Here is a 15307-nt window from a genome sequence, read left to right on the forward strand (position 1 = left end):
CACGCGGTCCGCCCTCACAGCACCGCTCCGGCGGCGAGCGCTTCCTCGATCTCGGAGGGCGTCGGCATGGCCGAGGAGCACTCCAGGCGGGAGGCGACGATGGCGCCGGCGGCGTTGGCGTGGCGCATGGTCTTCTCCAGGTCCCAGCCCGCGAGCAGGCCGTGGCAGAGGGAGCCGCCGAAGGCGTCGCCGGCCCCGAGGCCGTTGAGGACGTTCACGGGGAGCGGGGGGACCTCGGCGGAGTCACCCGCGCTGTTGACGGCCAGCACACCCTTGGGGCCCTGTTTGACGACGGCGAGTTCGACTCCGGCGTCGAGGAGGGCGCGGGCGGCGTCGTGCGGGTCGCGCACCCCGGTGGCGACCTCCACCTCGTCCAGGTTGCCGACGGCGACGGTGGTGTGTTTCAGGGCCTCGGCGTAGAAGGGGCGGGCCGCGTCCGGGTCGGACCAGAACATGGGCCGCCAGTCGAGGTCGAACACCGTGGTGCCGGCCCCGGCACGGTGGGCGAGGGCCGCCAGCGTCGCCGTGCGGCTGGGCTCCTCGCTCAAGCCGGTGCCGGTGACCCAGAAGACGCGGGCCTCGCGGATGGCGTCGAGATCGAGTTCGTGGGCGTCGATCTCCAGGTCGGGTGCCTTGGGCCGGCGGTAGAAGTAGAGCGGGAAGTCGTCCGGCGGGAAGACCTCGCAGAAGGTGACGGGGGTCGGCAGGCCGGGGACCGGGGTCACCCAGCGGTCGTCGACGCCGAACTCGCGCAGGGCCTCGTGGAGGTAGGTGCCGAAGGGGTCGTCGCCGGTGCGGGTGATCACCGCCGTGTCCCGGCCGAGGCGGGCGGCGGCGACCGCGACGTTGGTCGCCGATCCGCCGAGGAACTTCCCGAAGGACGTGACCTGTGGCAGCGGCACGCCCGTCTGCAACGGGTAGAGGTCCACTCCGATCCGCCCCATGGTGATCAGGTCGTAGGCCATCGAGTTCCCTTCGTATCGGCTCTCCACGGCTTTCTAGCCCGGTACGGCGGACCCTGTCAATGTTTTGTCCAGACATTCGGACCAGCCCTTGACACCCCTGCGGCCAGCCAGCACGCTGACGGCCATGACGTCGTTGTCACCTCAGCCCTCACTTTCCCGCATCCGGGTCGGTTCGGCCCCCGACAGCTGGGGCGTCTGGTTCCCGGACGACCCGCAGCAGGTGCCCTGGCAGCGTTTCCTCGACGAGGTCGCGCTCTCCGGCTACGAGTGGATCGAACTCGGCCCCTACGGGTACCTGCCGACCGATCCCGCCGTCCTCACCGAGGAGACCGCCAGGCGCGGCCTGAAGGTGTCGGCCGGCACGGTGTTCACGGGGCTGCATCACGGCGAGGCCGTGTGGGAGAAGACCTGGGCGCACGTCGCGGACAACGCGGCGCTCGCGCAGGCCATGGGAGCACGGCACCTCGTGGTCATCCCGTCCTTCTGGCGGGACGACAAGACCGGCGAGGTGCTGGAGCCGGACACGCTCACGCCCGAGCAGTGGCGCAGCCTGACCTCCCTGACCGAGCGGCTCGGCAAGCAGGTGCGGGAGCGGTACGGGCTGGAGATCGTCGTCCACCCGCACGCCGACACCCACATCGACAGCGAGGAGAACGTCGTCCGGTTCCTCGACGGCACCGACTCCGACCTCGTGTCCCTGTGCCTCGACACCGGGCACTACGCGTATTGCGGCGGCGACAGCGTCAAGCTGATCGAGACGTACGGGGAGCGGATCGGGTACCTCCACCTCAAGCAGGTCGACCCGGAGATCCTCGCGGAGGTGCGGGCCCAGGAGGTCCCCTTCGGGCCGGCAGTCGCCCGCGGGGTGATGTGCGAGCCGCCCTCGGGGGTGCCGGCGCTGGGGCCCGTGCTGGAGGCCGCGCAGAAGCTGGACGTCGATCTGTTCGCGATCGTGGAGCAGGACATGTACCCGTGTGCCCCCGACACGCCGTTGCCCATCGCCCAGCGGACTCGGGCGTTCCTGCGGTCCTGCGGGGCGTGACCCGCTGACACGGGCGCCCCTTTGGGGCGTTTGTGTCACCGGCGTCACAAAAGTTGACGTTGCGTCACCGATGTCGCAGGTACGCGGCTGACGTGTCGCACGCTGTCAACAGCCGCTCTCCCTCTGTCACCGCGCGTCGTTGAGCGGGCACAGGCCTGGTGATCACCAGCGCAGCGCCGGGCTCCCCCCGGCGGCCTCCCGGCCGCCGCCCCCGCACGCGCAGGGAGGTGCGACTCATGACCGACCGAGGGCTCTGGTCCTACAAGGAGATCGCGGCACACATCCGGGTGCAGACGGACACCGTACGGTCCTACCGCAAGCACGGACTGCTCCCCCCGCCCGATCACGTGGAGGGCGGAAAGCCCTACTGGTACGCCGACACCGTCCGTGCCTGGGTCGCCTCCCGGCCCGGCAACCGGAGCCGCCGGGCGGACTGACCGCCCACCGGAAAAACCCTTCTGTGCCCCGCCTCCGGGTGGGGCACAGTGCTGTCCATGGACCTGTGCGACGCCCACGACTCCTCCGTCCCCCCTGCCTCCTCCGTCCCCCCTGCCCCCTCGGTCTCCTCGGTCTCCGGCTTCTCCGTCAAACCCCGTCTCACCGGGGAGACGACGGTGCTGCGGCCCTTCACCGAGGCGGACGCCGAGGTCATGTGGGAGATCATCGGGGACCCCGAGGTGGTCCGCTTCACCTTCCCGCCGGACGGCGAACTCACTGTGGACCGGCTGCGGTCCTGGTACGCCACGCGCTCCGCGCAGCCCGACCGCCTCGACCTCGCCGTCACCGACCGGGCCACCGGCGAACTCGTCGGCGAGGTCGTCCTGCACGAGTACGACCCGTACACCCGCACCTGCACCTTCCGCACCCTGATCGGACCTCGGGGCCGCGGCCGTGGCCTGGGCACCGAGGCGACCCGGCTGATCGTCGGCCACGGTTTCGAACAACTGGGCCTGCACCGGATCCAGTTGGAGCTGTACGGCGACAATCCCCGGGCCCGGCGCGTCTACGAGAAGGTCGGCTTCGTGGTGGAGGGCGTGCGCCGGGAGGCCGCGCCGCGGGAGGGGGGCTGGGTGGACGAGGTGCTGATGGCGCTGCTGGACCGGGAGTGGGCCGCCCTCACCGCCACGGCTCGATGACGACGGCCCCGGCACCGGGCGCCGACCCCATCGCCGCGAGCGCGTCCGGTACGGCGTCCAGCGTGATCGTCGAGGTGACGAGCAGGTCGGGCCGAGCACTCCCGCGCGGACCAGCTCCAGCATCGGGGGGTAGGTATGCGCCGCCATGCCGTGGCTGCCGAGCAGTTCCAGCTCCAGGGCGATGGCGCGGGCCAGGGGCACGGGTGTCGTGCCGTCCGGGGAGGGCAGCAGGCCGACCTGGAGGTGCCGGCCGCGACGACGCAGGCCGTTGACCGAGGCAGCGCAGGTGGTGGGCGAGCCGAGGGCGTCGAGGGAGAGGTGCGCCCCGCCGCCGGTCAGCTCCCGCACCGCCGCCGCGGTGTCCGGGGTGTCCCGCGCGTCCACACACACGGCGGCGCCGAACGCCCGTGCCAGGTCCAGGGCCTTCGGGGAGACGTCCACGGCGATCACCCGAGCACCCGAGGCGGCCGCGATCATCACCGCGGACAGGCCCACCCCGCCGCAGCCGTGCACGGCCACCCACTCCCCCGCCGCGACCCGGCCCTGCTGCACGACCGCCCGGAACGCGGTGGCGAACCGGCAGCCGAGGGCTGCGGCGGTGGCGTAGGACAGGTCGCCGGGGATCGCGACCAGGTTCACGTCCGCGTGGTCCAGCGCCACGTACTGGGCGAAGGAACCCCAGTGCGTGAAGCCGGGCTGGGTCTGGCGCTCGCAGACCTGGTGGTCGCCCGCCACGCAGGACGGGCAGCTGCCGCAGCCGCACACGAAGGGCACGGTCACCCGGTCGCCGGGGCTCCACCGGGCGACCCGGGCGCCCACCTCCTCGACGACTCCGGCGAGTTCATGGCCCGGGACGTGCGGCAGGGTGATGTCCGGGTCGTGGCCCATCCAGCCGTGCCAGTCGCTGCGGCACAGGCCGGTGGCCTCGACACGGACCACCACGCCGTGCTCCGCGGGCCGCGGTCCGGGCACCTCCCGGACCTCGGCCGGCTCCCCGTACCGCTCGAACACCACAGCCCGCATGCGCGACTCCTTCTCCCCGTCCCCGCCCTCACCGACCGCCCCCGGCCGGGGCGATCACCGCGAATGGTAGAGCCCTGTCCCGGGGCCGCCCCCTAACCGCGCGCCCCCACTGTGTCCCGCTCGGGGTCCGGCCGGGTGGCCGGGGCCGGAGCCGGTCCACCCTCGCTCAGGCCGAAGCGTCGGTGGAAGCGGCGCAGGGGGCCCGGGGCCCACCAGGTGGCCTTGCCGGTGAGGCGCATGACGGCCGGCACCAGCAGGCTGCGGACGACCATCGCGTCCATCAGCACCGCGAGGGCGATGCCGAGTCCGAGCATCTTGGTGTTGGTGACACGTGAGGTGCCGATCGCGACCATCACCACGGCCAGGATGACCGCCGCCGCCGTGATCAGACCGCCCGTGCGCTGGAGACCCAGGCGGACCGCCCGTTCGTGGTCGCCGGTGTGGTCGTACTCCTCCTTGATGCGGGAGAGCAGGAACACGCCGTAGTCCATGGAGAGGCCGAAGGCCACGCAGAACATCAGGACCGGCAGGGTCGTCTCGATGGAGCCGGGGCTGGTGAAGCCGAGCAGGCCGGAGAGGTGGCCGTCCTGGAAGACCCACACCACGGCGCCGAACATCGCGGTCAGACTGAGCGCGTTGAGCAGGACGGCCTGGATCGGTATCAGCACACTGCCGGTCAGGAGGAACACCAACAGCAGGGTGACCACGGTGATGAAGGCCGCCGCCAGGGGCAGTTGGTCGCCTATCGCGTCCTTGGAGTCGACCAGGACGGCGGCGGCGCCGGTCACCTTGGTGTCGAAGGGGGCCTCGGTGGCACGCAGGTGTCCCACCAGGCGCTGGCCCGCGTCGTCGACGGCCTCGCCCTCGGGCTGCACCGTGAAGTACGCCGAGTCGCCGTTCACCAGCGGGCCGTCCACTCGCGCGACGTCCGGGAGGGCGGCGACGCGCTCCTTGTAGGCGGCGTACTCGGCCTGGGTGGCCCTGCCCTCGGCGAGGATCTCCAGGCCGCCGCCGGGGGTGCCGGGGAAGCCGTCCCTGATGTGCTGCTGCACCACGTGGGACTCGGCCGAGGAAGGCAGCTGGCGGTCGTCCGCGGTGCCGAACCTCACGCCCAGGAAGGGCAGTCCGAGCAGGACGAGGACGGCCGTCGTCCCCAGGGCGAAGAAGGGGGCGCGGCGCATGACGAGGGTCGCCGCGCGTCCCCATGCCTTGCCGTCCTCCGTGCCGTCCCCCGTGCCGGGGGCGGCGCCCTTCGTCCGGCCGCGCCGGAACAGGCGGCGCAGGTCGAGGGAGTCGACCCGGTGGCCGAGGAGGACCAGGGCAGCCGGGAGCAGGACCAGCGCGGCAGCCGCGGCCAGCAGGACGACCGCTATGCCGGCGTAGGCGAAGGAGCGCAGGAAGTACTGGGGGAAGACGAGCATCGCGGCCAGGGAGACCGCGACCGTGAGCGCGGAGAACAGCACGGTGCGGCCGGCCGTACGCAGGGTGGCGCCGATGGCGGTGGCCGGGTCGGCGCCGCCGGACAGTTCCTCGCGGAAGCGGCGGACGATGAACAGGGCGTAGTCGATGGCGAGGCCGAGGCCCAGGGCGGTGGTGAGGTTCATCGCGAACACGGAGACGTCGGTGAACTCCGTGAGGGCGCCGAGGACGGCGTTGGTGCCCAGGATGGCGACGATGCCGACGCCGAGCGGCAGCAGGGCGGCGACCGCGCTGCCGAAGACCATCACCAGCAGCACCAGGGTGACCGGCAGGGCGATGATCTCGGCCCGGGTGAGGTCCTCCTGGATGATCGTCTGCATCTCGTGCCGCACGGCGACGATGCCGCCGACCTTGACCTCCAGCGGGCCCTGGGTGCCGCGGTAGGAGGGGGCGATGCGGTCGAGGGTCTCACCCATGGTCTTCTCGTCGCCCGTGATCCGGGCGGCGATCACCGCCTCGTGGCCGTCCTCCGCGCGCAGGGCGGGTGCCCGGGTCCCCCAGTAGGAGCCGACGCCCACGACGCCCTTCTCGCCGGACAGCCGCTCGGCGAGGCGGGTGGCCTCGGCGGCCACGGCCGGGTCGTCGACGGAGATGCGGCCCGAGTCGACGAGCAGCAGCAGGTTGGGCTGGGAGTCGGGGAACTCGCGCTCCAGGACCTTGGTCGCGTAGCTGGACTCGGCGTCCGGGTCCTCCCAGCCACCGCTGCCCAGCTTGTCGGCGGCCCCACTGCCGGCCAGCACCGCGAGCACGGTCAGCACCAGGGCGGCGAGCAGTGACAGCCTGGGCCGGGCGGTCACGAATCGGGTCCAGCCTCCGACGCGCGGCGGGCTGTCGACTTCGGTCATCGTGCGGTGTCCCCTTCACCATGATTCGACGTGACCTGTGCCGGCATGAGCAGGCACCATGGGTCACCACTGCCATAGAATGGCAAACACGAGACCTCGCTCGCGTTTCACTGGGACCAGAATGCGAGCGACCTCTCGCTTTTGTCAATCGCGTTCGGAGAGCTGGGGATAACTCGTGCCCGACACCGCCGAGAACCAGGCGAAGGAACAGCCGCGCCGCCGCCAGGCCCGCGGCGAGCGCCGGATCGCCCAACTCCTCGAAGCCGCCGCCTCGGTCTTCTGCACCACCGGCTACACGGCCGCGAGCACCAACGCCATCGCCCGCGAGGCCGGCGTCTCGCCGGGCACGCTCTACCAGTTCTTCCCGAACAAGGAAGCGATCGCGATCGAGCTGGGCGACCGGCTCATGCACCAGATGCGCGACGCCTACGGCGAGGCGCTCGCCCCGGTCGACCCCGCCACCCCGCTGGAGGAGGCCGTCGGCTCCGCCGTCGACCGCTTCATCGCCTTCAACTGCGAGCACCCCGTGTTCTTCGCCCTGATGCACGGCCCCGACGTCCCCGGCCGTATCGCCGAGGAGCACGACGCGCTGCACACCACACTGCTCGCCCGGGTCGAGGCCCTGCTCTCCTCACTGCTGCCCGACACCTCCCCGGCCGACCTCGCCCGCACCTCCCGGATGTGCCTGGGCCTGTACAAGGCGGGCCTGGAGCTGACCCTCGGCCACGAGGGCGCCGAGCGGGAGGCCTACGTCCAAGAGCTGAAGAACGTCCTCGTGCGCTATCTGGAACCGCTGGTCGGTGAGCGACCCGGCCGCGAAGAGGCGTCTTCGCCACGTACCCCCTAGGGGTATACTGTGGGTGCGGTGGAGGCCCCTCGTGGGGCTTCGGCCGGTCCCGACCGGCCGAGGCCTGCCGGCCGGCCCCCGCCGGCCAAGCCCTCGGGCCACCCCTCGGGCCGAACCCTCGGGCCGGCCCCGCAGCCCACCTGCCTCGACGAGGAGTAACGAGATGACCGCCCACACGGACACTGCCGGAACCGTCACCGCCGTCTACCAGGTGAGCGGCATGAGCTGCGGCCACTGCGAGGGCGCCGTCTCCGGCGAGATCTCCGGGATCTCCGGCGTCACCTCGGTGAAGGCCGTCGCCTCCACCGGCGAGGTGACCGTCGTCTCCGCCGCGGCGCTGGACGACGAGGCCGTGCGCGCCGCGGTCGACGAGGCCGGTTTCGAGCTGGTCGGCCGCGCCTGAGCCGCACCCTCCCGGCTTCGGGCCGTGGCCGACCGGTGGACACTGGTCGGGCACGGCCCGTTCCGCTCCCTGGAGTCACGGACATGTCCAGCACCACCACCCCGGCCCCGACCGCCGCCGCCAAGCCCTCCGAAGCCTCCGCAACCTCCGAGGTCGAGCTGCTCATCGGCGGAATGACCTGCGCCTCCTGCGCGGCCCGCGTGGAGAAGAAGCTCAACCGCATGGACGGCGTCACCGCGACGGTCAACTACGCGACCGAGAAGGCACGGATCAGCCACCCCGCCGAGGTGGAGGTCGCCGACCTGATCGCGACCGTCGTGAGGACCGGCTACACCGCCGAGGAGCCCGCGCCCCCGGCCCCGACCGCCGAGGCCGTACCGGCCGAGCCGTCCGCCCACCCCGAACTGTCGGCGCTGCGCCACCGCCTCCTCGTCTGCGCCGTGCTCGCCGCGCCCGTCGTCCTGCCGGCGATGATCCCGGCCCTCCAGTTCGACAACTGGCAGTGGCTGTCGCTGACCCTCGCCGCGCCCGTCGTCGTCTGGGGCGGACTGCCCTTCCACCGGGCGGCCTGGACGAACCTGCGGCACGGCGCCGCCACCATGGACACGCTGGTCTCCGTCGGCACCCTGGCCGCGTTCGGCTGGTCGCTGTGGGCGCTGTTCCTCGGCGACGCGGGCATGCCCGGCATGCGGCACCCCTTCGAGCTGACCGTCTCGCGCGCCGACGGCGCCTCCACGATCTATCTCGAGGTCGCCGCGGGTGTCACCGCGTTCATCCTCCTCGGCCGCTATCTGGAGGCCCGCTCCAAGCGGCGTGCGGGAGCCGCGCTCAGGGCGCTCATGGAACTGGGCACCAAGGACGTGACCGTCCTGCGGGAGGGGCGGGAGAACCGGATCCCCGTGGACCGGCTGGCGGTCGGGGACCGGTTCGTCGTCCGGCCCGGCGAGAAGATCGCCACCGACGGCACCGTCGTCGAGGGAGCCTCCGCCGTCGACGTCTCCATGCTGACCGGCGAGTCGGTGCCGTTGGACGTCGGCCCCGGCGACGCCGTCACCGGCGCGACCGTGAACGCCGGCGGCCGGCTCGTCGTCGAGGCGACCCGGATCGGCGCGGACACCCGGCTCGCCCGCATGGCCCGGCTCGTCGAGGACGCGCAGAGCGGCAAGGCGGAGGTGCAGCGGCTGGCCGACCGGGTCGCCGCGGTCTTCGTCCCCGTCGTCCTGCTGATCGCCGCCGCCACCTTCGGCGCCTGGCTCGGCCTGACCGGCGACACGGTCGCCGCGTTCACGGCGGCCGTCGCGGTCCTGATCATCGCCTGCCCGTGCGCCCTGGGCCTCGCGACACCGACCGCGCTCATGGTCGGCACCGGCCGCGGAGCCCAGCTCGGCATCCTCATCAAGGGCCCGGAGGTCCTGGAGAACACCCGCCGGGTCGACACCGTCGTCCTCGACAAGACCGGCACCGTCACCACCGGCCGGATGACCCTCCAGGAGGTGTACGCCGCCGAGGGCACCGACGAGCGGGAGTTGCTGCGGCTCGCGGGCGCCCTGGAGCACGCCTCCGAGCACCCGGTCGCCCGAGCGGTCGCCGCGGGCGCCGAGGAGCGCGCCGGACGACTGCCGCCGGCCGAGCACTTCGAGAACGTGCCGGGGCGGGGGGTACGCGGGCGCGTGGAGAGTCACGAGGTGGCCGTGGGCCGGCTCTTCGACGACCTCCCGCCCGATCTGGCGCGCGCCAGGGACGAGGCCGAGCGCCGCGGTCGTACCGCGGTCGTCGTCGGGTGGGACGGGGCGGTACGCGGGGTGCTCGCCGTCGCCGACGCGGTCAGGGAGACCAGCGCCGAGGCCGTACGGGAGCTGCGTGCGCTCGGGCTCGCACCGGTGCTGCTGACCGGGGACAACCGGACGGTGGCCGAGGCGGTGGCGGCGGAGGTCGGCATCGACGAGGTGGTCGCCGAGGTGCTGCCCGAGGACAAGGTCGCCGTCGTGAAGCGGCTCCAGGCCGAGGGACGGGTCGTCGCCATGGTCGGTGACGGGGTCAACGACGCCGCCGCGCTGGCCACCGCCGACCTGGGCCTGGCGATGGGCACGGGCACGGACGCGGCGATCGAGGCCGGCGATCTGACGCTGGTCCGCGGGGATCTGCGGGTCGCGGCGGACGCGATCCGGCTCTCCCGGCGGACCCTGGCCACGATCAAGGGCAACCTGGTGTGGGCCTTCGGCTACAACGTGGCCGCGCTGCCGCTGGCCGCGGGCGGACTGCTCAACCCGATGCTGGCCGGAGCGGCGATGGCCTTCTCGTCCGTCTTCGTGGTGACGAACAGCTTGCGGCTGCGGACATTTCGCTGACCGTTCCGCCGACGTGGGCGAAGTACCCGGAAGTTACCGGCGGTTAGGGCCAAGTCGAGACAACAGCCCCCCTGGAGTCCGGCGCGCGCCTCACATAAGCTCTTCACAAGGCTCGCGCATCATCCTTACGCTTGGGCCCCGATCGCTGTATCCGGGCTCTTGCGTAGGTAACGGGACATATGCAAGAGACACAGATCACAGTGACGTGAACGTAACCATCGAAGGGGTCCGACGGTCTAAGTTGACGATGTCAGGAAGCGTCTTGGGGGGCGCCGACTGACATCTGGAGATGTCTTGGGGGACTTCTCCAGAGATGCGTTGCCGGGGCAGTCACACCGGGAAGCTTTGAGCGGCCCTCCCAGCGTGCACTGTCCCGGCAGATCGCACACATGGCGGGGGTACGGCGAGTTCTGCTCGTTCTGCTCAACTCCCGCCGCGGAACGAACAATCACATATGGCATCAGCGAATTCAGGCGCTGTGTCCTCCAGACGCCCGGCCGGATCCCGTGGGGGGAATCCGCACCGGGACATGGGAAGGCGCCCTGGTCGTCGGCCCGTGGGGGGACCGACGCACCAGGGCGCCTTCTTCATGCCCAACCGACGCTTCCCGCCTCGCTCACGCGAGTACGAGGTGACCGCGGTGCGAGTGACCACGGCACGAGTGACCGCGGCACGAGGCAACCGCGGTGCGAAGTGACCCCGGCAGTGGCGACCGCGCTACGAGGCGACCACGGGGCTGCCCTTGCGGACAGCCCCTCCTTCACGCCCCTCAACGGCCCGACCCAGCGGGCGCCCGGTGGGAAAGCGCCCCGCCGGCAGAAGTCAGCGCTGCTCCACCGGCACGAAGTCGCGCTCCACGACGCCCGTGTAGATCTGGCGCGGGCGGCCGATGCGGGAGCCCGGCTCCTTGATCATCTCGTGCCACTGGGCGATCCAGCCCGGCAGGCGGCCGAGGGCGAACAGGACCGTGAACATCTCGGTCGGGAAGCCCATGGCCCGGTAGATCAGGCCGGTGTAGAAGTCGACGTTCGGGTAGAGGTTGCGCGAGACGAAGTAGTCGTCGGAGAGCGCGTGCTCCTCCAGCTTCAGCGCGATGTCCAGCAGCTCGTCGGACTTGCCGAGGGCCGAGAGGACGTCGTGCGCGGCCGCCTTGATGATCTTCGCGCGCGGGTCGAAGGACTTGTACACCCGGTGGCCGAAGCCCATCAGGCGGACGCCGTCCTCCTTGTTCTTCACCTTGCGGATGAAGGAGTCGACATCGCCGCCGTTGGCCTGGATGCCCTCGAGCATCTCCAGGACGGACTGGTTGGCGCCGCCGTGCAGCGGGCCCCACAGGGCGTTGATGCCGGCCGAGATCGACGCGAACATGTTGGCCTGCGAGGAGCCGACCAGGCGGACCGTGGACGTCGAACAGTTCTGCTCGTGGTCCGCGTGCAGGATCAGCAGCTTGTCGAGGGCGGAGACGACGACCGGGTCCGGGTCGTACTCCTGCGCGGGGACCGAGAAGGTCATGCGGAGGAAGTTCTCGACGTAGCCGAGGTCGTTGCGCGGGTAGACGAACGGGTGACCGATCGACTTCTTGTACGCGTATGCCGCGATCGTGGGGAGCTTGGCGAGCAGCCGGATCGTCGAGAGGTTGCGCTGCTTCTCGTCGAACGGGTTGTGGCTGTCCTGGTAGAACGTCGACAGCGCCGAGACGACCGACGACAGCATCGCCATCGGGTGTGCGTCGCGCGGGAAGCCCCGGTAGAAGTTCTTGACGTCCTCGTGCAGCAGGGTGTGCTGCGTGATGTCGTTCTTGAACGCGCTCAGCTCGTCGACGGTGGGCAGCTCGCCGTTGATCAGCAGGTAGCCGACCTCGAGGAAGGTCGACCGCTCGGCCAACTGCTCGATCGGGTAGCCGCGGTACCGGAGGATGCCCTGTTCGCCGTCGAGGTAGGTGATGGCGGATTTATAGGCGGCGGTGTTGCCGTAGCCGCTGTCCAGGGTCACAAGACCGGTCTGGGCGCGGAGCTTCCCGATGTCGAAGCCCTTGTCGCCGACGGTGCTGTCGATCACCGGGTAGGTGTACTCGCCGTCGCCGTACCGCAGTACTACAGAGTTGTCGCTCACGTCATCCCTCACCGACGTTGTGCCTCTTCTTCGAGGTTGCCCTGACTGTCTCTACCATCCCCCATTTGGCGCAGGAGAGTGCACTCGGGGTCGGCCATTGGGCGTATCCACGGCACTCAGTGCCGCCAACTTGCTCATCCTGCCGCCTCCGTCACGGTTGCGGAAGTGCTCTGTGACCTTCGTGACTCATTTGATCGATCATTTTCTGTACTGTCCGGAGAGCCGGTGGTCCAGAGCCGTGCAACGGCGGCCCGCCGACACGGTGCGCACCGCCTGGCCGATGGCCTTGCGGGAGCCGACGAGGACGACCAGCCTCTTGGCCCGGGTGACGGCCGTATACAAGAGGTTCCGCTGGAGCATCATCCATGCTCCGGTGGTGACGGGGATCACCACCGCGGGATATTCACTCCCCTGTGAACGGTGGATCGTCACCGCGTACGCGTGGGCCAGTTCGTCCAGCTCATCGAACTCGTAGGGCACCTCCTCGTCCTCGTCGGTCAGCACCGTGAGGCGCTGGTCGACCGGATCGAGCGAGGTGACCACGCCCACCGTGCCGTTGAAGACGCCGTTCTCCCCCTTGTCGTAGTTGTTGCGGATCTGGGTGACCTTGTCGCCGACGCGGAAGACCCGGCCGCCGAACCGCTTCTCGGGTACGTCGGGGCGGCCCGGGGTGATGGCCTGCTGGAGCAGGCCGTTGAGTGCGCCGGCGCCGGCCGGACCGCGGTGCATGGGCGCGAGCACCTGCACGTCCCGGCGCGGGTCGAGGCCGAACTTGGCCGGAATGCGGCGGGCCGCCACATCCACCGTGAGCCGGCCCGCCTCCTCCGTGTCGTCCGCGACGAACAGGAAGAAGTCCTTCATGCCGTCGGTGAGCGGATGCTGCCCGGCGTTGATCCGGTGCGCGTTGGTCACCACGCCGGACTGCTGGGCCTGGCGGAACACGCGCAGCAGGCGCACGGCGGGGATCGGGCCGCCCTCGGCGAGCATGTCGCGCAGCACCTCCCCGGCGCCGACGCTGGGGAGCTGGTCCACGTCGCCGACGAAGAGGAGGTGGGCGCCCGGCGGGATCGCCTTCACGAGTTTGTTGGCGAGCAGCAGGTCCAGCATCGAGGCCTCGTCGACGACCACCAGATCGGCGTCCAGCGGGCGGTCGCGGTCGTACGCCGCGTCGCCGCCGGGCTTCAGTTCGAGGAGCCGGTGCACGGTGGAGGCCTCCGCGCCGGTCAGTTCGGCGAGGCGCTTGGCGGCGCGGCCGGTGGGGGCGGCGAGTACCACCTTGGCCTTCCTGGCGCGGGCCAGTTCCACGATCGAACGGACCGTGAAGGACTTGCCGCAACCGGGGCCGCCGGTCAGCACGGCGACCTTCTCGGTCAACGCCAGCTTGACGGCGGCCTCCTGCTCGGGGGCGAGGTCGGCCCCGGTACGGGTCCGCAGCCAGGCCAGCGCCTTGTCCCACGCCACGTCACGGAAGGCCGGCATGCGGTCCTCGCCCGTGCGCAGGAGGCGCAACAGCTGGGCGGAGAGGGAGAGTTCGGCCCGGTGGAAGGGGACCAGATAGACGGCCGTGACCGGTTCCGCGCCGCCGTCGGGGCCCGGCACCTTCTCCCGTACGACGCCGGGGTCCTCGCCCTCCTCGGGGGGCGCGGCGAGTTCGGCGAGGCACTCGATGACGAGGCCGGTGTCGACCTGCAGCAGCTTGACCGCGTCGGCGATCAGGCGCTCCTCTGGGAGGTAGCAGTGGCCCTGGTCGCTGGACTGGGACAGCGCGTACTGGAGGCCCGCCTTGACGCGCTCCGGGCTGTCGTGCGGGATGCCGACGGACTGGGCGATCTTGTCGGCGGTGAGGAAGCCGATGCCCCAGACGTCGGACGCCAGGCGGTACGGCTGGTTCTTCACGACCGCGATCGAGGCGTCGCCGTACTTCTTGTAGATGCGGACCGCGATCGACGTCGACACCTCGACGCTCTGGAGGAAGAGCATGACCTCCTTGATCGCCTTCTGTTCCTCCCAGGCCTCGGCGATCTTCCTGGTGCGCTTCGGGCCGAGGCCGGGCACCTCGACGAGGCGCTTCGGCTCCTCCTCGATGATCTTCAGGGTGTCCATGCCGAAGTGCTGGGTGATGCGGTCGGCGAAGACCGGGCCGATGCCCTTGACCAGCCCTGATCCGAGGTAGCGGCGGATGCCCTGGATGGTGGCGGGGAGGAGTGTCGTGTAGTTCTCGACGGTGAACTGCTTGCCGTACTGCGGGTGGGAGCCCCAGCGGCCCTCCATGCGCAGGGACTCGCCGGCCTGGGCGCCGAGCAGCGCGCCGACGACCGTCAGCAGGTCACCGGCGCCGCGGCCGGTGTCGACGCGGGCGACCGTGTAGCCGGTTTCCTCGTTCGCGTACGTGATGCGCTCCAGTACGCCTTCCAGTACGGCAAGTTGCCGGTCCCCGCTGGCCGTCGGTCGCTCCATGATCCGACGGTACCGCTCGGCACCGACAGTGGGTCCGACACCTCATCCGGTGCGCGGCCGAAGCTCATCCGGCCTGGGCGGTCACATGGTCGATCACCGTCCGGAAGTCCTCGGTCGGGGAGAACTCGACGAGTTCGCAGTCCTCCAGGGCCGTCGGTACGTGGCCGGGCGCCCAGTAGTAGGCCTGTCCCGCCTCGTAGAACCGCTCGCCCTCGGCCGTGAGCATCCGCAGCCGGCCCTTGAGCATGTAGCCCCAGTGCGGGCACTGGCAGGCGTCGTCGGGCAGGCCCTTGAGCGCGGGGCCCATGTCGGTGCCCTTCGGGAGGGTGACGTAGCCGACGGACAGGCCGCCTCCGATCGGCTCGATGCGCAGTTCGACCCCGTCGCCCTCGAGCACGACGGGGACGTCGTTCCTGGTCCTCGACGTCATGACTGCTCCGTCTCCGGTCCGCCTGAGCGACGGGCCTCGCAGACGACCTTTGCGTCCTTCCAGGCTGTGCCTCCTGGGCCCGGCCTGCGACCGGAGCGCGGACGGGCGCGTTCCGTCACGTTTCGGTCTCGGGCTTGCCAGGGTCTTGATTTACCTCCGTGTAATCGATTCCAATCCTTCCCGTACGGCGTTGTAATCGATTCCACGAGGAGGTGGAGCG

The 15307-nt window shown here is 71.0% G+C and carries 11 protein-coding genes and 1 pseudogene; 6 read left to right on the top strand and 6 right to left on the bottom strand.

What is annotated here, in order from left to right; all coding sequences use genetic code 11:
• Positions 1-14 precede the first annotated feature (14 nt).
• Positions 15-965, bottom strand: a complete 951-nt coding sequence (gene iolC / locus BM536_RS12665; RefSeq protein ID WP_073490768.1) for a 5-dehydro-2-deoxygluconokinase — start codon at positions 963-965, stop codon at positions 15-17.
• Positions 966-1089: 124 nt separating this feature from the next.
• Between iolC and BM536_RS12670 the strand changes: the two genes are divergently transcribed.
• From BM536_RS12670 to BM536_RS12680, 3 genes are all read left to right on the top strand, one after another.
• On the top strand, positions 1090-2007 hold the full coding sequence (locus BM536_RS12670) for a sugar phosphate isomerase/epimerase family protein (RefSeq protein ID WP_073490766.1): 918 nt from the start codon (positions 1090-1092) through the stop codon (positions 2005-2007).
• Between the two features lie 236 nt (positions 2008-2243).
• Positions 2244-2444 (top strand): helix-turn-helix transcriptional regulator, encoded by a 201-nt coding sequence (locus BM536_RS12675; RefSeq protein WP_073490764.1) that lies wholly within the window; start codon positions 2244-2246, stop codon positions 2442-2444.
• Between the two features lie 57 nt (positions 2445-2501).
• Complete coding sequence (locus BM536_RS12680) at positions 2502-3143, top strand: GNAT family N-acetyltransferase (protein ID WP_079274850.1); 642 nt, start codon at positions 2502-2504, stop codon at positions 3141-3143.
• Here BM536_RS12680 and BM536_RS12685 read toward each other — a convergent pair.
• Positions 3124-4166 (bottom strand): annotated as a pseudogene (locus tag BM536_RS12685) (zinc-dependent alcohol dehydrogenase family protein). The gene BM536_RS12680 and the pseudogene BM536_RS12685 overlap by 20 nt on opposite strands.
• A gap of 92 nt (positions 4167-4258) precedes the next feature.
• A complete protein-coding gene (locus BM536_RS12690) occupies positions 4259-6490 on the bottom strand; it encodes an MMPL family transporter (RefSeq protein ID WP_094102937.1) in 2232 nt (743 codons plus the stop codon).
• 175 nt (positions 6491-6665) lie between these two features.
• On the opposite strand from BM536_RS12690, the gene BM536_RS12695 reads away from it, so the two are divergent.
• The 3 genes from BM536_RS12695 (at position 6666) to BM536_RS12705 (ending at position 10088) form a co-directional block, all read left to right on the top strand.
• Positions 6666-7337: a TetR/AcrR family transcriptional regulator gene (locus BM536_RS12695; protein WP_073490762.1), complete on the top strand. Its 672-nt coding sequence runs from the start codon at positions 6666-6668 to the stop codon at positions 7335-7337.
• Positions 7338-7500: 163 nt separating this feature from the next.
• Entirely contained in the window at positions 7501-7740 is a 240-nt protein-coding gene (locus BM536_RS12700) for a heavy-metal-associated domain-containing protein (protein WP_073490760.1), read from the top strand.
• 83 nt (positions 7741-7823) lie between these two features.
• Positions 7824-10088 (top strand): heavy metal translocating P-type ATPase, encoded by a 2265-nt coding sequence (locus BM536_RS12705; protein WP_094102938.1) that lies wholly within the window; start codon positions 7824-7826, stop codon positions 10086-10088.
• Between the two features lie 822 nt (positions 10089-10910).
• Here BM536_RS12705 and BM536_RS12710 read toward each other — a convergent pair.
• From BM536_RS12710 to BM536_RS12720, 3 genes are all read right to left on the bottom strand, one after another.
• Positions 10911-12200 (bottom strand): citrate synthase, encoded by a 1290-nt coding sequence (locus BM536_RS12710; RefSeq protein ID WP_073490758.1) that lies wholly within the window; start codon positions 12198-12200, stop codon positions 10911-10913.
• A gap of 198 nt (positions 12201-12398) precedes the next feature.
• On the bottom strand, positions 12399-14657 hold the full coding sequence (gene recD2, locus BM536_RS12715; RefSeq protein ID WP_073490755.1) for an SF1B family DNA helicase RecD2: 2259 nt from the start codon (positions 14655-14657) through the stop codon (positions 12399-12401).
• 64 nt (positions 14658-14721) lie between these two features.
• Positions 14722-15087 (bottom strand): cupin domain-containing protein, encoded by a 366-nt coding sequence (locus BM536_RS12720; protein ID WP_073490753.1) that lies wholly within the window; start codon positions 15085-15087, stop codon positions 14722-14724.
• Positions 15088-15307 lie beyond the last annotated feature (220 nt).

It is taken from the genome of Streptomyces phaeoluteigriseus, assembly GCF_001896135.2.
Lineage (GTDB): Bacteria > Actinomycetota > Actinomycetes > Streptomycetales > Streptomycetaceae > Streptomyces > Streptomyces phaeoluteigriseus.